The organism is Mesorhizobium alhagi CCNWXJ12-2, assembly GCF_000236565.1.
In the GTDB taxonomy this organism is placed as follows: domain Bacteria; phylum Pseudomonadota; class Alphaproteobacteria; order Rhizobiales; family Rhizobiaceae; genus Allomesorhizobium; species Allomesorhizobium alhagi.
Genome location: NZ_AHAM01000206.1, coordinates 13,900 through 34,055 on the forward strand (window position 1 = coordinate 13,900; position 20,156 = coordinate 34,055).

17 protein-coding genes and 1 pseudogene are annotated in these 20,156 nt (G+C 62.1%); 6 read left to right on the plus strand and 12 right to left on the minus strand.

The features are described from left to right. Position 1: 1 nt before the first annotated feature. Positions 2 to 1,453, minus strand: coding sequence for a type II and III secretion system protein family protein (locus MAXJ12_RS23135; RefSeq protein ID WP_008838457.1), 1,452 nt, complete (start codon positions 1,451 to 1,453; stop codon positions 2 to 4). A gap of 26 nt (positions 1,454 to 1,479) precedes the next feature. Continuing rightward, positions 1,480 to 2,166, minus strand: coding sequence for a response regulator (locus tag MAXJ12_RS23140; protein WP_008838458.1), 687 nt, complete (start codon positions 2,164 to 2,166; stop codon positions 1,480 to 1,482). A 944-nt stretch (positions 2,167 to 3,110) separates the two neighbouring features. On the opposite strand from MAXJ12_RS23140, the gene glmS reads away from it, so the two are divergent. From glmS to MAXJ12_RS39715, 3 genes are all read left to right on the plus strand, one after another. After that, positions 3,111 to 4,934 (plus strand): glutamine--fructose-6-phosphate transaminase (isomerizing), encoded by a 1,824-nt coding sequence (gene glmS, locus MAXJ12_RS23145; protein ID WP_008838459.1) that lies wholly within the window; start codon positions 3,111 to 3,113, stop codon positions 4,932 to 4,934. Between the two features lie 243 nt (positions 4,935 to 5,177). After that, entirely contained in the window at positions 5,178 to 5,933 is a 756-nt protein-coding gene (locus tag MAXJ12_RS23150; RefSeq protein WP_040587532.1) for a carbonic anhydrase, read from the plus strand. 523 nt (positions 5,934 to 6,456) lie between these two features. Continuing rightward, entirely contained in the window at positions 6,457 to 7,068 is a 612-nt protein-coding gene (locus MAXJ12_RS39715) for a cold-shock protein (RefSeq protein ID WP_040587533.1), read from the plus strand. A 168-nt stretch (positions 7,069 to 7,236) separates the two neighbouring features. Here the strand turns inward: MAXJ12_RS39715 and panD are convergent. The 10 genes and pseudogenes from panD to MAXJ12_RS23205 form a co-directional block, all read right to left on the minus strand. Then, positions 7,237 to 7,688, minus strand: a pseudogene (panD, locus tag MAXJ12_RS23160) (aspartate 1-decarboxylase). A 56-nt stretch (positions 7,689 to 7,744) separates the two neighbouring features. Beyond that, the gene (locus tag MAXJ12_RS23165; protein WP_008838463.1) at positions 7,745 to 8,728 is read right to left on the minus strand and encodes a beta-ketoacyl-ACP synthase III; all 984 of its coding nucleotides are present in this window, start codon (positions 8,726 to 8,728) and stop codon (positions 7,745 to 7,747) included. Further along, positions 8,725 to 9,990 (minus strand): adenosylmethionine--8-amino-7-oxononanoate transaminase, encoded by a 1,266-nt coding sequence (locus MAXJ12_RS23170; RefSeq protein ID WP_008838464.1) that lies wholly within the window; start codon positions 9,988 to 9,990, stop codon positions 8,725 to 8,727. Before MAXJ12_RS23170 ends, MAXJ12_RS23165 begins: the two co-directional genes overlap by 4 nt. Then, entirely contained in the window at positions 9,987 to 10,625 is a 639-nt protein-coding gene (bioD, locus tag MAXJ12_RS23175) for a dethiobiotin synthase (protein ID WP_008838465.1), read from the minus strand. The genes MAXJ12_RS23170 and bioD overlap by 4 nt, the downstream gene beginning before the upstream one ends. Next, positions 10,622 to 11,761, minus strand: a complete 1,140-nt coding sequence (locus MAXJ12_RS23180) for an 8-amino-7-oxononanoate synthase (protein ID WP_008838466.1) — start codon at positions 11,759 to 11,761, stop codon at positions 10,622 to 10,624. Before MAXJ12_RS23180 ends, bioD begins: the two co-directional genes overlap by 4 nt. Beyond that, the gene (gene bioB, locus MAXJ12_RS23185) at positions 11,758 to 12,699 is read right to left on the minus strand and encodes a biotin synthase BioB (protein WP_244421568.1); all 942 of its coding nucleotides are present in this window, start codon (positions 12,697 to 12,699) and stop codon (positions 11,758 to 11,760) included. The genes MAXJ12_RS23180 and bioB overlap by 4 nt, the downstream gene beginning before the upstream one ends. Positions 12,700 to 12,849: 150 nt before the next feature. Beyond that, complete coding sequence (gene nadC / locus MAXJ12_RS23190; RefSeq protein WP_008838468.1) at positions 12,850 to 13,710, minus strand: carboxylating nicotinate-nucleotide diphosphorylase; 861 nt, start codon at positions 13,708 to 13,710, stop codon at positions 12,850 to 12,852. Further along, positions 13,707 to 15,251, minus strand: a complete 1,545-nt coding sequence (locus tag MAXJ12_RS23195) for an L-aspartate oxidase (RefSeq protein WP_008838469.1) — start codon at positions 15,249 to 15,251, stop codon at positions 13,707 to 13,709. Before MAXJ12_RS23195 ends, nadC begins: the two co-directional genes overlap by 4 nt. Next, positions 15,248 to 16,222 carry a quinolinate synthase NadA gene (nadA, locus tag MAXJ12_RS23200; RefSeq protein WP_008838470.1) on the minus strand — a complete coding sequence of 325 codons (975 nt, stop codon included), beginning with the start codon at positions 16,220 to 16,222 and terminating at the stop codon, positions 15,248 to 15,250. Before nadA ends, MAXJ12_RS23195 begins: the two co-directional genes overlap by 4 nt. Positions 16,223 to 16,284: 62 nt before the next feature. Continuing rightward, complete coding sequence (locus tag MAXJ12_RS23205; protein WP_008838471.1) at positions 16,285 to 17,247, minus strand: NUDIX hydrolase; 963 nt, start codon at positions 17,245 to 17,247, stop codon at positions 16,285 to 16,287. A 177-nt stretch (positions 17,248 to 17,424) separates the two neighbouring features. Here MAXJ12_RS23205 and panB point away from each other — a divergent pair, with 177 nt between their 5' ends. The 3 genes from panB (at position 17,425) to MAXJ12_RS23220 (ending at position 20,123) form a co-directional block, all read left to right on the plus strand. Further along, positions 17,425 to 18,279, plus strand: coding sequence for a 3-methyl-2-oxobutanoate hydroxymethyltransferase (panB, locus tag MAXJ12_RS23210; RefSeq protein WP_008838472.1), 855 nt, complete (start codon positions 17,425 to 17,427; stop codon positions 18,277 to 18,279). Further along, positions 18,276 to 19,205, plus strand: a complete 930-nt coding sequence (gene panC / locus MAXJ12_RS23215; protein WP_008838473.1) for a pantoate--beta-alanine ligase — start codon at positions 18,276 to 18,278, stop codon at positions 19,203 to 19,205. The genes panB and panC overlap by 4 nt, the downstream gene beginning before the upstream one ends. A 192-nt stretch (positions 19,206 to 19,397) precedes the next feature. Beyond that, complete coding sequence (locus MAXJ12_RS23220; protein WP_420492388.1) at positions 19,398 to 20,123, plus strand: LuxR family transcriptional regulator; 726 nt, start codon at positions 19,398 to 19,400, stop codon at positions 20,121 to 20,123. The last annotated feature ends 33 nt before the right edge of the window (positions 20,124 to 20,156 follow it).

Consider the following 20,156-nt stretch of genomic DNA (forward strand, 5'->3'; position numbering starts at 1 on the left):
GCTATTCGATGATAAAGCCGAGACCGCCCTTGGCGCCTGGCGCGCCGACGCGGTCTCGTGGCGGACTTGCCAACGAATTCGTCAGCGTGGCCCCCCCGTCCAAAGGCTGCCCCATCCGGTCCGTGGGTGCGCTCATCTGGTTGGGGGTCGATCCTGGTCTTACGATGTAAGGCGTAACCAGAATAACCAATTCCGACTCCTCCTTTTGAAATGAGGACGAACGGAACAGGGCGCCAAGGATCGGCACCTCGCCGAGCCAAGGAAAAGCTCTGATGTTATTGCTGACGTTACGCCTGATGAGCCCCCCGATTGCAAAGCTCTGCCCGCTGGCGAGTTCGACGACTGTGTCGGCACGGCGCGTGGAAATCGCCGGCACGGAGATACCGTTGATTTGAACGGCACCTTGTGACGTGAGTTCACTGACTTCCGGCTTTACGCGAATGTTGATTTGGTTGTTGTTGAGAACGGTGGGTACGAATTCCAGGCTGACGCCGAAGCGACGGAATTCAATCGAGACTTGCCCATTTTCCTGCGGGACAGGAATGGGGAATTCGCCGCCGGCGAGGAAGCTGGCGGTTTCACCGGACATCGCAGTGAGATTCGGCTCAGCCAAGACGGAAGCGATTTGCTCCTTGGCGAGCGCGTCGAGAACCGCGCCGACGCTGATATTGCCATCGTCGAATCCGACTTCTGCTGTACCGCCCCCGTTCGCCGCACCAGAGCCGGCACCTCTGCCGCCGCGTAACAAACCCACTTTGAAATTGCCGATTTGACCGGCGGCGGACAAGTTAATACCGAGTTCCTTCATGGCGCTACGGGAGACCTCCGCTACGCGCACACTCAGATTGACCTGCAAGGACCCAGCGACCTTGACGTTGTTGACGACCTGCGCACCGTCACCGAGAAATTGCTCAGTGACTCTTTTCGCGGTGTCGACGACCTCGGCATCGGGCGCTGTACCGCTAAGGATTGCGCCGCGCGGCGTGTAGCTGACATGGATCGGATAGTCGCCGACCTGGTCCCTCAACATGGCGCGCAGGTCCCCGATCGGTTGTGTGACGACAATACGCAACTGGGCAAGAGCCTCCCCGTTGTCGTTCAAGGCGAATAGGCTGGTCTGCCCGGATTTCTTCCCAAAGACGAAGATGGTTTTGTTCGAGGGCGCCTGATAATCTGCAATCGTCGGGTCGGCAACAAAGATGGTCGCGGCTGGCGCAGACAAATGAACTGTCTTGCCGAGCGAAGAGGAAAGGTTCAGCGTGGCGTTGATGCTATTGGAAGCGGCACGCGTCGCCCCATCATCCCCGCTGTTTTGGGCCGCGGCAGAATGTGGAGATAACAGAATGAGCGCGCAGAGGAGATGGCCCAAGTAGGGGGAAACCGTCGGTCTCGGACCGTCGATGAGGATCGGCTGCCGATTGGCGCCAGGATGGCGAGTTGGAACGATTTTCAAGGCAGTCTTTCTTTCAATTCGACCAACTATGCGGATGCCGCCTCAGTCAATTCAAGAATGTAACCAATGCCGCGCACGGTCTTGATCCGTGGCGTTGCACCCGACCTACACAGGTGTCCACGTAACCGATAGATTCCGACTTCGAGCGCGTTGGCAGATACCTCGTCGTTGAACGAATAGAGGTGATCTTCCAACTGCGCACGCGGCACGATGCGGCCTGCACGGATAAGCAGATGCTCTAGAATACAGAGTTCGCGGCGTGCGATCTTCAGCGGATGACCCGCAACGGAAACCTGTCGGCCGATCGGATCGAAACTGAGATTGCCAAATAAAACGATGGGGTCGGTCACCTGTGTCGACCGGCGCAGAATGGCTCTCATTCTGGCGATGAGCTCATCGGTAGAGACGGGCTTGAGCAGAAAGTCGTCCGCCCCACCGTTGAAAATCGCAATTCGCTTCTCAAGATCGTTGAGGCTACTCATGATGAGGGCAGGAACTGAATGCCCGTCGCTCCTTAGCTGCCTCAGCCAGCCCAAGCCATCACCATCTGGCAGAGCCAACTCCAGCAGGAGAATTTCATAGCTCGCGCAGCAAAAAGCACTCGACGCCTGTTCCAGGGTCCCAACGACATCAACGGCGAAACCGCTATCCCCGAGCGCAGCTCGCACGGCGCGCGTAAGATCCGCATGATGATCAACGAGCAGCGTTCGCATTTCATCTCCTATCAAGGTAGGACAGGCCACCGTCCGCTATGAGACCGGGGCGACAGCAGAAGTCGCGCAACTCGTCGCAGTGTTCGTAACCCTCTTTCCGGCGGGTAGTCGCAGGAGCATGCAAGCTGCACCCCTGCAATAGTTGGAGATGGAGCATGTAAGGACCTGTTGACGGGCCGAAACCGCCGGTTGGCCAGCCCAAAAAGCCACCAACTCTGCTTACCATTTCTCTGCGCATCGATCCTCCTTCGTACGGCCCCCTGCATTCGTTAAACCAGCGTCGCCTTCCAGAGCCCCATGATTCCACGACTAAGAGGGTTAGCTTTCGAGAAGTGAATTGAGCAAATCGATTGTTCGGATGGTAAGCAATCCATATGACGGATGTATCCGCATGCTCACCTCAGATGGCGTCTGCTCGTTCGCACTCTGCCCTACCGGTGGCATGAAGTGTTCGCACCGAAGGGCGGGCCGCCATCAAATTCATCTATGGCCGACATGCTGCGGCTGCCGGTTAATATCGACCCTCACCGATCTTTCGGTCGAGGATCGCGGGACGACACTGAAGGGCATCGACAACACGCTGGAGCGACTCAGGTAAGCTCAAAGGATCTGGCGACGCGAGCGGATGGGGAAACATCAGGGGAGGACTGCGACCGCGGTTGCGGGGGAGGCGCGTAGCCGCGCAATGGATAGCCGGCTGACTAAGGTTGATGCTTCTTGCCGCGACCGTGAGGTTGCGTTCGATCATCAGGGTCGAGCGCAACGAGGAGATTTAGATCGGGACTCGATTCCATCCATATGGCGGATGCTGGTTATCCCAATAATCAATTTTACCAATCTTACCGGATGCTATTAGAAGTCCTGAATGAAAGCGCGCCGGGCGGGTGTCTGTCCCCGTGATTGCTGCGTCGACTGAGGCGGCCGGTAAGAATTCGGAGACGAACATGTGCGGGATTGTTGGCATCGTTGGGCAACAGCCGGTGTCGGAGCGGTTGATCGACGCTTTGAAACGTCTGGAATATCGCGGCTATGATTCAGCCGGCGTTGCGACGATCACCGAGGGCGCCTTGCACCGCCGGCGCGCTGAGGGCAAGCTCGTCAATTTAGAGACGAGACTGAAGGAAGAGCCGCTGAGCGGCACCATCGGCATCGCCCACACGCGCTGGGCCACCCATGGAGCACCGACGGAACGCAATGCGCACCCGCACTTCACCGACGGTGTGGCCGTCGTCCACAACGGCATCATCGAGAATTTCGCAGAGCTGAAGGACGAATTGGCGGCGGCAGGAGCCGAGTTCCAGACCGACACCGACACCGAGGTCGTCGCGCATCTCTTGGCAAGACACCGCCGGGAGGGCATGAGGCGGCGTGAGGCGATGCACGCCACGCTGAAACGCGTCAGGGGTGCCTACGCGCTTGCCATCCTGTTCGAGGATGATCCGTCGACCATCATGGCGGCGCGCAATGGACCACCGCTGGCGATCGGCCACGGCGACGGCGAGATGTTCCTGGGCTCCGACGCTATCGCGCTTGCTCCCTTCACCAATGAAGTCACCTATCTCATCGACGGCGACTGGGCCGTTATTGGCAAGACGGGCGCCCATATCTTCGATTTCGACGGCCGTCCCGTCGAGCGTCCGCGCCAGACCTCCATGGCTGCGGCCTATCTGGCCAACAAGGGCAACCATCGCCACTTCATGGAGAAGGAAATCTACGAGCAGCCCGAAGTCATCACCCATGCGCTCGGCCATTATATCAACTTCATAGAGAATAGCGCCGATGCGGTTTCCAGCATCGATTTCGCCAGGATCCCGAGCCTGGCGATCTCTGCCTGCGGCACCGCCTATCTCGCCGGACTGATCGGAAAATACTGGTTCGAGCGCTATGCGCGCCTGCCGGTCGAAATCGACGTTGCGTCCGAATTCCGCTACCGCGAGATCCCGTTGTCGCCGCAGTCGGCGGCTCTTTTCATTTCGCAGTCGGGCGAAACCGCCGATACGCTGGCATCGCTGAGGTACTGCAAGGAGCTTGGGCTGAAAATTGGCGCCGTCGTCAATGTCCGCGAATCGACCATCGCTCGAGAGGCCGATGCAGTCTTTCCGATCCTTGCCGGCCCGGAGATCGGCGTCGCCTCCACCAAGGCTTTCACCTGCCAGTTAGCCGTTCTCGCCGCACTCGCCATCGGCGCCGCCAGGGCCCGCGGAACCATAAGCGAAGATGAGATGCAGGCGCTCGCCGGAAGCCTCGCCGAAATGCCGCGCCTCATGAGCCAGGTACTGAACAGCATCCAGCCGAAGATCGAGATTCTGTCGCGCGAACTGTCAAAGTGTCATGACGTCTTGTATCTCGGCCGTGGCACCAGTTTCCCACTGGCGATGGAAGGTGCGCTGAAGCTCAAGGAGATTTCCTACATCCACGCCGAGGGCTATGCGGCAGGTGAATTGAAGCATGGTCCGATCGCATTGATAGACGAGAACATGCCAGTGATCGTCATCGCCCCGCATGATCGCTTTTTCGACAAGACTGTCTCCAATATGCAGGAAGTGGCCGCCCGTGGAGGACGGATTATCCTCATCACCGACGAAAAAGGAGCAGCCGCATCGAAACTCGACACGACGGACACGATCGTGCTACCGACCGCCGACGAGATCATCGCGCCGATGATCTTCTCACTGCCGATACAGCTTCTTGCCTACCACACGGCGGTCTTCATGGGCACAGATGTCGACCAGCCGCGCAATCTCGCAAAATCAGTCACCGTCGAATGATTGTGACGCTTTCATAGGTGGCAACGCTCGTCCATCGGAAGACGCCAACACCTTCGTGTACGTCGCAGCACCCGCGCCAAGGAACGTGATGAACGGCATCCGCCAATTCCAACCAGACCGAGTGACCGGTCATGTTCCCGCTCGGATCTTCCCGCAGGACACGCGTGGCAAGGCCGTCCAACTCTCATCCCTGCGGACGCAGAGGCTTTTGATCCCACAACAGAAATGAAATGAAAGAACGACATGCAACGGCGCAATTTAATTAAAGGATTCATAGCATTGGGGGCATGCGCAATCTGCGCGCGGGCAGGTATTGCCAACGAGGGCGTCCATTGGAGTTATGGTGGGAAAAACGGTCCGGAGCACTGGGGCGCGCTCGATGGCGCGAACGCCGCGTGCTCGGCCGGGGCGCAGCAGTCGCCGCTGAACCTGACGGGCGCCATCAAGGCGGATATCCCGCAAATCGGCATCGACTGGAAGGCAGGCGGCGGCACGGTCGTTAATAACGGCCACACGATCCAGATCGACGTGCCGGAAGGCAGCACGCTCGCCCGGGGCGGCAAGACCTACGATTTGCTGCAATTTCATTTCCACGCGCCGAGCGAACATCTGGTGGAAGGCAAGACCTTCCCCATGGAGGTGCATTTCGTCCATAAGAATCGCGAAAGCGGAGCGCTTGGCGTGCTGGGCGTGTTCATGACACCGGGTGCGAAGAACGAGACGTTTGCAGGCCTCGCCGCGGTTTTCCCGACGCAGACGGGCGGCAAAGCCTTGGTCGGGGATGTCGATCCCAACAGCCTGCTGCCGGCCTCGCTGGGCTATTGGAGCTACGAGGGCTCTCTGACCACGCCGCCATGCTCGGAGATCGTCGACTGGATGGTGGCGCGTGAGCCGCTGCAGGTCGATGCATCCGACATTGAGAAGTTCACGGCGCTTTACCCGATGAATGCGCGGCCGGCGCTGGCTCCGAACCGCCGTTTCATCCTGACCACGAGCTGACACAGGGGCCCGCAGCGTTAAGCTAAGGGCCTGGGTGGATAATCAGGACACCGGGTACGGATCGCAATGCAGCAGCAGCTGCTTCCATGGCGTCGCGATCCGCATAATCGAATGGTTGGACGACTGAACTCTTGCCTTTTAATCGTCGCCATTTTCGGGGCGACGGCCCGGGGCTTAGAAGGTCAGCTTGAAGCCGGCCGATAGGGTAACGGCCGAGAAGTCCAGGCCTGCCGCCATCCTCGGGCGCAGCACGGTGGAGACATGAGTTTTATATTGGCTGGATCCCGGTGGCATCGATTTTTCGCTCCATGCAGCGCCGACAAAAGCAGGCCTGCTTCGAAGAGGACAATATCATGCCGGCTATGCTACTGTAATCGCGTCACTTCTACGCACGGGATCGAATGATTGTGCAGGTTTTGGGGACTTCGACGACGGCCGGAAGGCGTTATTCCTGCCACTCACATTGATCAGGGATTTTCCCGATGATACTCTGCGCCTTCCACCAGTTTTAGCCGGTACGAGAATGGGCAAATACCGAAATCATCGCGAGCCGCGACACCAAAGCTTCCACAACACAAAAACCGACAATCAGCCTCAAGAGCCCAGCTATTTCCAACGTCCAACTTCAGCAACTTCAGCTTCGGCTGAGGTTGATGCCGAGGTGCTGTGGTTCAACGCTCAGAAGGGATTTGGCTTCGTCAAATTGGCGGATGGGTCCGACGCCTACCTGCACATATCGAAATTGCAGGCCTCAGGGCATGCCGAAGTTTCCGAAGGGATGCTCCTGCGGGTCAGGACCGAGGCAGGCCCAAAAGGGCCACAGGTTGCGCAAGTGATCACGGTCAGTGGCGGCACGGAGCGCGCGTCGAGTACCGGACCCCGCGATCGTGTTGCGCCGAAGGGTGTCACAAGACCCGAGGTACCGGAACTGGAGAGCCCCGGCGCCGTGAAGTGGTACAATGCCGCCAAGGGGTTCGGTTTCATCAGCCTTGAAGACAGTGGCAGGGATGTGTTCGTTCATGCCACGGCTTTGACGCGCTCTGGTCTCGTCGGGCTGGACGAGGGTCAGAAAGTCATTGTCCGGTATGCTCGGGGCCAGAAGGGGCTTGAGGCTCGAGCCATTCATCCTGCCTAGCGAAGAGATGCGAGGGTTCGTGGCGTCTCAGCCCCTTGCCGAGACTCCCCTGGTGAATGCCTCAGGTTGAACGGTCCGGCGCTTTTTTGTCTAGCGCATCCGGTTCCGCACCGATGATCGGCGGCCAATCAAACCGGGCGGAAAGCTCGCGCATGTGTCGGCGAGAATTCACGCCCCAGAGACCAGGGCAGGGATGGCCAAAGCCGTATTGGACTCGTCAAGGATGGAAAGCTGTATCGGCCATGTGCATCGAGATCGACCGAGTAGCTCAGGCGGTCGCGTATGTGGTTGTCCTGGTCGAACGTGACGATCCGCGGCTTCAGCGAGGTGATATGCGCTTCGTCCAGATAGACGGAGTTGCAGACGATGATCTGGTCGCCTGGCTGGCAGGTGCGCGCGGCAGCACCGTTCAGGATGCAGCATCGTGAGCCGCGCTCGCCGAGAATGACATAGGTCGAAATCCGAGCACCGGAATTCTTGTTCCAAATCTCCACGAATTCCATGGGCAGGATCCCGGCTGCTTCGCAGTGGGCAGGATCCAGGGTTATCGAGCCATGGTAGTCGAGGTTCGCTTCGGTGACGTGGATGCCGTGCAGCTTGCCGGCCACTATTTTTCGCATTGGTCCCATCCATTTCAAATAGCGGTCTTGCCGTCCCGTGGGCGGTAGCAGTCCGACTAAATTCCGACGACGAGAGCGCCGCCGCTGAGACCGGCGCCCGCCGCCGCCAGAAGAATCTTTTCGCCCGGCCGAAGCGGCTCCGCCCGGTGGGCGAGCGAGAGCGAGAGCGGGATCGTCGCGGCGGATGAATTGCCGTATTCTGCGATCGTCTTGACGATCGCGTGATCGGCAATGCCGAGGTTTCGCCCGACGGCATCGAAAATACGGGCATTTGCTTGGTGCGGCACGAACCGATCGATGTCTTGCGGTTGCATCTGGGCAGCAGTGAGCGCTTTCTTTGAACAGGCAGTCATCATCTCCACGGCCTTGGCAAACACTTCGCGGCCGTCGGTGATCGTCATTCGGGTCTGCCCGAGATCTACACCGCCATGGAACGGCCTGTTGCTGCCGCCTGCCGGAATCTGGATCAGCCCGTAACGCGAGCCGTCCGAATCCACCGCGGCGCCAAGGATGCCTCGATCGGGGTCGTTGCACGGACCAATCACCACGGCGCCTGCGGCATCGGCAAACAGCACGGCGCTGGCCCGCTCGGCCGGATTGATGCGGCGGCTGAGGATATTGGCGGCAATCACAAGGGCCGCTTTGCCGTGCAGGCGGGTGAATCCATCCGCGAACATCAGCGCATAAATGAAGCCGGCACAGGCGCCGGTCAGATCGACCGCGCCGGCGCGACCGAGCCCCAACCGGTGTGCGACCAGCGGCGCGCTGGGCGGCAGCAGGTGATCGGGCGTCGAGGTCGCAAGCAACAGCAGGCCGATATCGCCGCGATCGATGCCGGCATTCGCCAGCGCCATGTCGCCGGCGCACGCGGCAAGGCCCGACAACGTGTCTTCGTCCGTTGCCCAGAAGCGCGACCGAATCCCCGTTCGCCGCTCGATCCAGCCGGGTTCGAGCCCGAGACGGTTTTCGATTTCCGGGTTCTCTACCTTGCGTGCGGGCGCATGATGGCCGAACCCGAGAATGCGCGACGACCTGCTCATGGCCTCGAACCGAAGCGTTCGCCGGCCTCCTCGATGGCATCATAGAGTCCATCCAACTCGTTGCCGGTGATGCAATAGGGCGGCAGAAGATAGAGAACATTGCCGAGCGGACGCACGAGCAGGCCGCGCTCGAGGAAGAACGCGCGAAGCTTCGGTCCGATCTCTGCCAGATAGCCGGCAGAGCCGGCGCGCAGATCGAGAGCCGCGATGGTCCCGGTCGCCCGGCTGTCGGTGAAAAAGGGATTGTCGCGAAAGCGCCGAAGCCCGGCGGCCTGCCTAGCGCTCAAGGCCGCGATCCGCTCAGTCACCGGTTCGTCACGCCAGATCTCGGCATTGGCGAGTGCTGCCGCGCAGGCAATCGGATTGGCGGTGTAGGAACTCGAGTGGAAGAAAGTCTTCTTCCGGTCCACGGAATAATGGGCCTGGAAGATGGCATCGGTGGCGAGCGTGGCCGCCAACGGGATGGCGCCGCCGGTCAAGCCTTTCGAGGTGCACAGGATGTCTGGAGAGATGGATGCCTGCTCGCAGGCGAATAGGGTTCCAGTGCGCCCCCAGCCGGTCATCACCTCATCGGCGATGAACAGCGTGCCGGAGGCCTCGGCGATCTTCTTCAGTTCGGCGAGCACCCATGCGGGGTACATCAGCATGCCGCCGGCACCGAGTACGAGCGGCTCGGCGATCAGCGCGGCAGCGCTTCGGTCGCGCGAGACCGCCTCGAACCGATCGAGCGTCTCCTGCTCGCGCCCGGCGGCCGGGAAGGGGATGGTGTCGACCTCGAACAGCAGCGGCTCGTAAGCCGCATTGAACACACCGCGGGCGCCGACGCTCATCGCGCCGATCGTGTCGCCGTGATAGCTGTGCTCCATGGCGACGATGCGCGAACGTGGCGCGCCGATGTTGCGGAAATAGCCGAGCGCCATCTTCAAGGCCACTTCGACGCTGGTCGAGCCGCTATCGGAATAGAACACCCAGTCGAGTCCGGACGGAGCGAGGCCAATGAGGGCGTTGGCCAGGCGCTCGGCCGGTTCATGCGTGAGTCCGGCGAAGATGATCTGGTCGAGGGAATCGGCCGTCTTTCGGATCGCCTCGACAATCGCCGGATGGCGATGGCCGTGGGTGACCACCCACCAGGACGAAATGGCGTCGAGAATGCGCCTTCCGTCCGCCGTTTCCAGATGGGCGCCCCCGGTCCGCGCAATCGACGGCATGGCCGGTTCGGCTGCATGCTGGGTGAAGGGGTGCCAGACAGCCGAGCGGTTCATGCGCGGAGCTCATCGAACGCCGCCATGTTGAAGTATGTGGTCATGGCCAAGCGCAGGATCCCGGCCGTCAGCGGGTCGAGCAAGGGCAGGCGGCCGAGCACGCGTACCTGGCCCATTCCAGCGATCGTGCACTCGGTGTCAGGCGCTGCCTCGCCGATAAAGGCCACGCCGAGCAACGGAATGTCACGGCGGCGCAGCGCCTCGATCGAAAGCAGCGTATGGTTGATCGTGCCGAGCGAGGTGCGCGCGCAAAGCACGACCGGCGCCTGCCATCGGGCGAAGACGTCGACGAACAGGGTGTTGCGGGTGAGCGGCACCATCAGGCCGCCGGCGCCCTCCACGATCAAGGGACATTCGACTTCGGGCAGGACGAGGCGGTCGGGGTCGATCGTCACGCCCTCGAGCTCGGCGGCACGATGCGGCGACAGCGGCCGCGTCAGGCGCCAGGCTTCAGGCAGGATCCGCTCGGGCGTCAGTTCGCCGAGGCGCGCAACCGTCTGGCTGTCGGTTTCGCCGTCAAGGCCCGACTGCACGGGTTTCCAGTAGGCGCCGCCCAGCAGGCCGGCGAGACCGGCCGCGACAACTGTCTTGCCGATTCCGGTATCAGTGCCCGTGATGACGATGCGTTTGGTCATGTCGAGGCCAGCACCTCGGCAAGCGCCTCGACCATCGCCGAAATGTCGGCTTCGTCCACGTTGAGCGTCAGTGAAATGCGCAGGCGCGATGTGCCCTCAGGCACCGTCGGCGGGCGAATGGCTCGTATGTCGAAGCCGCGGGCCTGCAGTGCTGCCGCCACCGCCATGGTGCGCCCAACGTCGCCGATGACAAATGGCTGGATCTGCGAGCCGCTGGGCTTCACGCCGCAGCGCTCGGCCAGCTGGCGCGCCGCGAAGGCAACGCGCTCATGCAGCTGAACACGGCGCATGGGCTCGTCGGACAGCATGGCAATCGCTTCGCGCGCCGCCACTGCCATCAGCGGCGATGGCGCGGTGGCGTAGATGAATGGCCGGCAGCGGTTGGCGAGATAGTGGCACAGCGTTCCCGGCCCGGTAACCAGCGCCCCGGACGCGCCGAGCGCCTTGCCGCACGTATGGAGCGCCACGATGTTGTCGCGGCACTTGAAGGGGGCGGCAAGGCCGCGGCCGTCCGGTCCCCACACGCCGGTGGCATGTGCCTCGTCGACAACGATAAATGCCTCATGCCGGTCGGCAAGCGCGACGAGGTTCTCCAAAGGGGCGCAGTCGCCATCCATGCTGTAAAGGCTTTCGGCCCCGATCCAGACACGCCCCATGCCACCTTCGGCGCGCCAATGCTTGATCGCGTCCTCGACAGCATTGACGTCGTTGTGCGCGGCCAGCTTGAACTCGGCGCGTCCGGCTAGCGCCCCCTCATGCATGCTGGCGTGGGCAAGCTGGTCGAGGATCACAAGGTCGCCCTTCTGCGGCAGCGTGGTCAGCAGAGCGAAGTTGGCGATGTAGCCGCTGCCGAAGAACAGCGCGCGTTCGGCCCCGAAGAACGCCGCCGCGTCTGCCTCCAGTTGCTCATGTTCCGGCGCATTGCCGCGCAACAGCCGCGATCCGGTGGCGCCAACAGGCGTGCCCCGCGCAATCGCCGCCGCGACCGCGTCTCCAAGTCTCCTGGAGGCGGCAAGCCCGAGATAGTCGTTCGACGAGAAGTCGAGCCCTGCGCGCGGTGACAGCGTCCGCAGCCGGTCCTTGCGCGCCAGTCCCTGCAAGGTCGCGCTATAGCGGGCAAGCGGTCCCCCGTTCATTGCGCATCGAGTTCCATCGGCTCGATGCCGAGGCGCCGGAACAGCAGAGTATCCTTGTCCTCGCCGGGATTGTCAGCCGTCAGCAACGTGTCGCCGACGAAAATCGAGTTGGCGCCGGCAAAAAAGCACAACGCCTGCATCTCGTCGGTCATGGCAGTGCGGCCGGCGGACAGGCGGACATACGATTTGGGCATCATGATGCGTGCCAGCGCGATCACGCGCACGAATTCGATCGGCTCGATCGGCCTGGCGTCGGCAAGTGGCGTGCCGGGTATCGGGATCAGCATGTTGATTGGAACGCTTTCGGGATGTTCCGGCAGATTGGCCAGCGTGACCAGCATGTTGATCCGGTCCACCGGTTCTTCGCCCATGCCGACAATACCGCCGCAGCACACCTTGATACCGGATTGGCGAACATGCTCGAGCGTCTCGAGCCGATCGGCAAAGCTGCGCGTGTTGATGATCTCGCTGTAGTAGCGCTCCGACGTATCGATGTTGTGGTTGTAGTAGTCGAGGCCAGTCTGTTTCAGTCGAGCGGCCTGCTCAAGATCGAGCATGCCAAGCGTCATGCAGGTCTCCATGCCCAGGGCCTTGACGCCCTCGATCATTGCCACGACCGCATCCATCTCGCGCGGCTTGGGGTTTCGCCAGGCCGCGCCCATGCAATAGCGGGTGGCGCCGGCGTCACGCGCCTTGGTCGCTTCGGCGATGACACGTTCGACCTCCATCAGCTTCGACGCCTTCAGGCCTGTTTCGTGATGAGCGGACTGGCTGCAATAGCCGCAATCTTCTGGGCATCCGCCTGTCTTGATACTGAGAAGCCGGCTGAGCTGGACCTTGTTGGCATCGAAATTCTGCCGGTGAACGGTTTGCGCCAGGAAGAGGAGGTTGTTGAAGGGAGCATCGTGAAGTGCCCGAGCCTTTTCCACGGTCCACATTTCGCCATCCGCGGATTGTGCCTGTGGCGTTGTCTTCGTCGAATTCGGTGCGTGCATATCTATCCTGTTCATTGCGTTCTGGCCCTTACGGCTTCTTTGCTGGCTGATTTATGGCGACCGGAAGGCCATCAGCCCGCTGCCGTCCGTTTGTCAGTCGATTGAGCCCCGATAGTCGAGGCCGATATCCAGAATGGGCGCGCTATGGGTCAGCCAGCCGACGGAAATCAGATCGATGCCGGTCGCGGCGATGGCTGGCGCCGTCGCGGCGGTGATCCTGCCTGACGCCTCGGTGATTCCCCGGCCGGCCACTACCACAATTGCCCGGCGCAATTCGTCAAGCGACATGTTGTCGAGCAGGACAGCGTCGGGGGCAAGTTCCAGGGCCTCTTCCAGCTGGGCCAGCGTATCGACCTCGACTTCGATCTTGACCAGATGCCCGACGCTACTTCGTGCCCGCTCGATGGCGGCGCGGATTCCCCCGGCGATGGCGATGTGGTTATCCTTGATCAGGATGGCGTCGTCGAGACCGAAGCGGTGATTGGAGCCGCCGCCGGCGCGCACGGCGTATTTTTCCAGCGCCCGCAATCCGGGCGTCGTCTTGCGGGTGCAGACGATCTTCGCCTTGTGCCCGCAGATCGCATTGACAATCGATGCCGTCGCCGTGGCGATACCGCTCAGATGGCACAAGAAATTGAGCGCTGTCCGTTCGGCGGTGAGAATGGCCTGCGCCGGGCCGGCCACCGATGCGATGATCTCGCCCTGCGCAACATGGCTGCCGTCTGCTCGCTCCACCGTGATTTCGAGGTCCTGGTTGACGAGCCGGAACGCCAGCACCGCCAGATCGAGCCCGGCGACGACTCCGGTCTGGCGCGCAACCAGCGCGGTCCTCGCGCGATGGTTCTTCGGTACGATGGCATCGGTGGTCAGATCACCCGCCCGGCCGAGATCTTCCAGAAGTGCTGCCCGCACCAGGGGCTCAAGCATGATTGCGGGAAGCGGCGAAAGGTTCATTGCTCAAGCTCTTCAAGCGTTGACGAACATGCGAATTCCCGAGCTGTCGCCAAGGCTCCATCGAGCGTGAGCCTGGAGCGACGGGCAAATACCGCAAGATCGGGGAAGTCCGTGCGGTAGTGCGCGCCGCGGCTTTCTTCGCGCAGCAAGGCGGCAACCGCGATCATCAGTCCAACTGCCGCGGGATCGGACGCTGCATGATGCAGCTCGGCAAGTGGAAGCATTGCGCTCACGGCATCTCGCAAAAACTCACCATGCCGCTTCACGCCAAGGGCGCGTGAGAGGAGAGGGCGCAAGGAGAGCGGATTGGGCGCCGGAATTTCCCGTGCCTTTGATCGTGTTCTGACGCCGATCGGCGAACCCGCCACGCTTTCGGCGACCCAGCGCGCGCATACGACGGCTTCAGTCAGCGAGTTGCTGGCAAGCCTGTTGGCGCCGTGCAGTCCGGTCGAGGCGACTTCGCCGCAAGCCCACAGTCCGGCAACGGAGCTACGTCCGTCCGGGTCCACCGCGACACCGCCCATGTGATAGTGCTGGGCCGGCCGTATGGGTATGAGGTCATACGCCGGGTCGATGCCGGCGACCCGGCAGGCTGATGCGATCGTCGGAAACTGCCGCGCAAATGCCGAGCCGGGCTTTTCTCGTACATCGAGAAAGGCGCGATGGCCCTTCGAAAGATGTTTAGAGATGGCGCGCGCCACGACGTCGCGCGGCGCGAGTTCCGCGCCCGGCACGCCTTCGAGGAACCGCCGGCCGGTTTCGTCGACGATCGTCGCGCCTTCGCCGCGAACCGCTTCGCTGATCAGCGGCATGGGACGATCGGGCCCGTCAAGCGCGGTCGGATGGAACTGGATGAATTCCAGATCGGCAAGGACAGCACCGGCGCGCGCCGCAAGCGCCAGGCCCTGTCCGCAACTGCCCGATGGGTTGGTGCTGTCGAGGAACAGTCCGCCAATTCCGCCGGTCGCGAGAACGACCCGTCCCGTACCGAAGAACACGGGACTCATCGAACAGCTTGCCCAAACGCCGCGGACCGTATTGTCCTCCACCGCCAGCCGCCGCGCCTCCACACCCTCCACGACCGTAATCGACGGAGCAGAACGCACGGCCTCGACCAGCGCCCGCATGATTTCCTGTCCACTGCCGTCGCCGCCGGCATGAACGATACGCCGGCGGCCGTGTGCGGCCTCGAGTCCGAGAAGCAACGCTCCTTCAGAGGTCCGATCGAAACGGACCCCAAGGGTCGCCAGGGTCTCGATCGCGTCAGCAGCCGCATGGAGAATGCGAGTTGCGATTTCTGCATCACACAGCCCGTCGCCGGCGGCCAGGGTATCGGCGAGATGCAGGGCCGGATCGTCGTCAACGCCAAGGCTGACAGCCAGCCCGCCTTGTGCCCACGCGCTCGATGCGTCTGCTCCGAGCGGCGTCCTGGACAGAAGGAGCACGGGCTCGGGCGCCAGATGGAGCGCAGTCAACAACCCGGCAATGCCGCCGCCTATAATGATAGGCCGGCCAAAGAAGCTGCGGACATCCGCGCTCATACGGAGAGCATCCGTTCGACGGCGAGCCGTGCCCGTCCGGCAATCTCGGGCTCGATCGTCACCTCGTGCCGGTTCCGCTCGAGCGCCGCACGGATGTTGGCGAGCGTTATGCGCTTCATATGCGGGCACAGATTGCAGGGCCGGATGAACTCGACGTCCGGATGCTCGACCGAAACATTGTCGCTCATCGAGCATTCCGTCATCAGCACGACGCGAGGCGGTTTCTGGCTTCCGACGTAGTCGGACATGGCGGCCGTCGAGCCCGAAAAGTCGGCTTCCGCGACCACGTCGGGCGGACATTCGGGATGGGCAAGCACCGTCACACCGGGGTGATCCTCTCGCAGCTGCCTGATGTCGGCCGGCGTGAACCGCTCATGCACCTCGCAATGCCCCTTCCAGGCGATGATCTCCACGTCGGTCTGCGCGGCAATGTTCTGGGCCAGATATTCGTCGGGCAGCATGATCACCCGAGCAACGCCGAGTGATTCGACGACGGCCTTGGCATTGCCCGAGGTGCAGCAGATGTCGGACTCGGCCTTCACCTCGACCGATGTGTTGACATAGGTGACGACCGGCACGCCGGGATATCGTTGCCGCAGCAGGCGGACATCGGCGGCGGTGATGGAGTCGGCCAGCGAGCAGCCCGCCTTCAGGTCCGGGATAAGCACCGTCTTTTCCGGATTGAGCAGCTTCGCGGTCTCGGCCATGAAATGCACGCCGGCGAGCACGATCACATCCGCTTCGACAGCCATCGCCTTGCGGGCCAGCGCCAGGCTGTCGCCGACAATGTCTGCGACGCAATGGAATATCTCCGGCGTCTGGTAATTGTGCGCCAGTATCACGGCGTTTCGCTGTCGCTTCAGCCCGAGAATGGCGTCGATGTCGTCCGAAAAAGTCGGCCATTCGATCAGGGGGATCACGCGCCGAACGCGGTCGTACAGGGACGCGCCCGAAGGCAGCATGGCGCTCATCGAGCCCTCCGGTTATACTCTACCTGAATATAAGGCGTATATATTCGTGGTGAGTATAAGCGTCAAGCCCGCGAGAGCGGCAATTTTGCCCCGGCAACTTCCCCCTCTTCCAGAACGGCGTGCCGGAAGCGGTAGAGCTTCGCCGGCCGGCCGCCTGTCTCCGTGCTGGTTTCGCCAGTCTCCTCGACCAACTGGTGCTGCTCGATGAGGCGACGGAAGTTCGGTTTGTGGATGAGCCTACCGGCGAGCGCCTCCACGGTTCGCTGCAGTTGAAGAAGCGTGAAGGCCGGCGGCATCAGTTCGAAGACGACCGGCCGGTATTTGATCTTGGAGCGCAGCCGCGAAATGCCCGTCGCAAGGATGCGGCGATGATCGGAAACCATGGACTTTCCGCGAACCGGCGGGGGCAGAGTCGAACCGCGCATCGCCTCTTCCACCAGGGCTGCTTCATAAAGCAGCTCGTAGCGCTTGAGTGTGAGATCCTCGTTCCACGGACGGTCGCCGAAGCCGAAGGCGATCGCCGCCCGTCGTCGACGCTCAAGGCGCGTCGCGTCGTCGTCGGCGCTCTCCGCCCACTCGATCAGGCGTGGCCGCAGCAGGTCCGACACCATCGGCGGAGCACCGGCACGATGGTCCTCCCAGGGAAAGTAGTCGTACCAGCTTTGCCAGCTGGACTTGGACGGAGCCGTTGCATGTTCCTTGCGGGTGAGGGCGAGATAGCTGATGGAGATGACGCGCCGCTCCAGCTCGGCGCCGGCACGGTCCCGATCGGCGAAGGTGTAGAGCTGCTCGATATAGCCTAGTGGGTGGCCGGTTTGCTCCTCGACCCACGTTCTTAAACCGGACTGCAGCGATCGGTGCTCGAGCGCGAGCGGACCGGAGGGCAAGGTGTCGGTCTGCCCGATGGTGAGGACACAGGGCTCATTGTTGCTCACAGCCACGACGACGGCGGTCAGGTCCACTTTGGCCGTGTCGGCCTTGCCTCCGGGACTGTTTCTCCTGATCCTTTTTGCGCGATCGTCCATGGTCCCCTAAAGGTGCCTGGGCAGGGCCGAGAAGTAGCTGAACCGATTAAATTTTGTTCTCACGAATATCGGCCGCCACGTCAACTCATGCACTTCGCAATTTAGCCCTTCGCACCTGCACAAAAATATGCCAAACGCGACACCCGCGGTTGGTAACGTTAGGGAAGGAGGCCTCTATTGAGTGCGGTTGCTAACACCAAGGCGATCACACCGCCGGATATTCGTTCGCGAAAGGGTGGGACGCCGCTCGTCTGCCTTACCGCCTACACGACCCCGGTTGCCCGGTTGGTCGATCCCCATTGCGATGTGGTGCTGGTCGGCGACAGCGTCGGCATGGTTCTCCACGGCCTGCCCTCGACGCTCGGCGTGACGCTCGAGATGATGATCATGCACGGAAAGGCCGTGCGCCGTGGCCTGGAGCAGGCGCTGATGGTCGTCGACATGCCGTTCGGCTCCTACGAGGAAAGCCCCGAGCAGGCCTTCCGCAATGCCGCGCGCGTCATGGCCGAAACCGGCTGCGCGGCGGTCAAACTCGAAGGCGGCGCGGCGATGGCCGAGACGATCCGCTTCTTGGCCAATCGCGGCCTCCCGGTGATGGCTCATGTCGGGCTGACGCCGCAGGCGGTCAATTCGTTCGGCGGGTATCGTGTGCAGGGCAGGGGGGAGGATGCCGAGCGCATCAGGCGAGATGCCCTTGCAGTGGCCGAGGCAGGCGCCTTCGCGGTCGTGCTGGAGAAGGTCCCCGAGGCGCTCGCCCGCGGGATCACCGCAGAGGTGGCGATCCCCACCATCGGCATCGGCGCCTCGGCGGCGTGTGACGGCCAGATTCTCGTAGTCGACGACATGCTGGGCCTCTTCGGCGACTTCCAGCCCAAATTCGTCAAGCGCTACGCCGAACTCGGGCAGGCCGCCGAGGCGGCGATCGCGGCCTACGCGCAAGAGGTGCGGGAGCGGATGTTCCCCGCCGCCGAGCACGTGTTTGCCGATCCGCTCAAGGGCGCCCACGCCACCAAGAGCGGAGAAGCAGCGTGAGCGTGCCGATTGTCAGGACCGTTGCCGCGCTTCGCGAAATCGTCGCCGCATGGCGCCGCTCGGGTGCCCGTGTCGCTGTGGTGCCGACCATGGGGGCCTTGCATGAAGGACATTTGAGCCTCGTGCGTTCCGCGCTCCAAACGGCCGACCGTGTGATCGTGACGCTTTTCATCAACCCCAAGCAGTTCAACAGTGCCGCCGACCTCGCCGCCTATCCGCGCACGGAAAACGAAGATGCGGCGAAGCTCGCGCCGCTGGGCGCGCATCTGCTCTACGTGCCGGATCCAGAGGAGATGTATCCAGCTGGCTTCGCCACGACCGTGTCGGTATCAGGCGTCAGCGAAGGCCTGTGCGGCGCGTTCCGACCGGGCCATTTCGACGGAGTGGCGACCGTCGTCGCCAAGCTCTTTCTGCAGACCGGCGCCGACTTGGCCTTTTTTGGCGAAAAGGACTTCCAGCAGCTGCACGTCGTCAACCGTATGGTCCGGGATCTGAATATTCCGGTCACCGTCGTCCCTTGTCCGACTGTCCGCGAAGCCGATGGTCTGGCTCTATCGTCGCGCAATGTCCGGCTCTCGCCAGCGGAGCGCTCCGTTGCCCCAAAGCTCGCCTCGGTCCTGCTCGAGACGGCGGAGCGGCTTGCGAACGGCTCTCCCGTCATGCCAACGCTTTACGAAGCGCGCGTAGCAATTCTGGCTGCAGGCTATCGCGAGGTCGAATACCTGGAACTACGCGCGGAAACAGACCTGCAATCGTTGGCAGGCCTTGACCGACCGGCGCGCCTAGTTGCAGCAGCCTGGCTTGGCGAAACGCGGCTCATCGACAACATCAGCACATCACCGTCTGTTTCATCAAGTGAGCAAGTTCGCGGCGTTGAGACACGCTCCGCAAAGTGGGTTCTTCAAGCAGAAGTAGGAAAGCAATGAGGGCGATGATGGCGACAAGATCGTACGCGCTGTAGCGGTGCGCTATCGTTTGGCCATCGGTGCGGATCCTGTTCGCCGCGCAAGCAGCAAGATCGGCCGCGCTCATGCCGGGAGGCTGACCGTCGCGTCTACACGCCAGGGTGAGGCACAGCAGAGAAATCGAGGCATTGAGTTCAAGGCATGACGAAGGACATGCAACTTCTCTTCGAGACATTCCTGGAACAGCTGTCGGAAAGCGTCGATGAGGCGGATTTTCGCGACGCCATGGCTGGTGCGGCCGCTGGACTCGAGCTGATCACCTTCGCCTACCTGTCCTTGCCGCCGCAGCGTTCGGGCGAGCCCAGGCTGATCTCGAATTATCCGGCTCGCTGGACCGCGCACTACCTGCAAAACCGGTATCAGAAGGTCGATCCGGTCATCATGCGTGCACGCTGTGGCGGATGCCCGTTTCGGTGGGGACCGGATATGCGCGGCTTTGCGACATCGCAGGTTCAGCAGAGGCTGTTCGAAGAAGCGGCCGAGTTCAGCATCCGCTGTGGCTTGACGATCCCGATCGTCGATCGACGGGGCTGCATCGCAGCAGTGACCTTTGCCGCTGATGAGCCCAATCCGGCGTTCCTGCGCATTGCCGAGCGATATGAGCAGGCGCTCCAACTCATGGCGACCTGCTTTCACATCTGCGTTCGCCGCAAGCTGTCCGGCAATCGGACAGTGGACGGCGTTTCGCTGACACCGCGTGAATATGAGTGCCTGCAATGGGCCGCGCGCGGCAAGTCCGCCTGGGATATCGGCGGCATCCTGGGCATCAAGCCGCGCACCGCCGCCTTCCATCTGGACAATGCCAAGAAGAAGCTTGGCGTGCGCACCAAAAATCAGGCCATCGCGCTGCTGGCCTCCTCACGATCTTCGATGCTCTGAAAAACTGAATTTGGTCTTTGCTCCCCCTGTGCA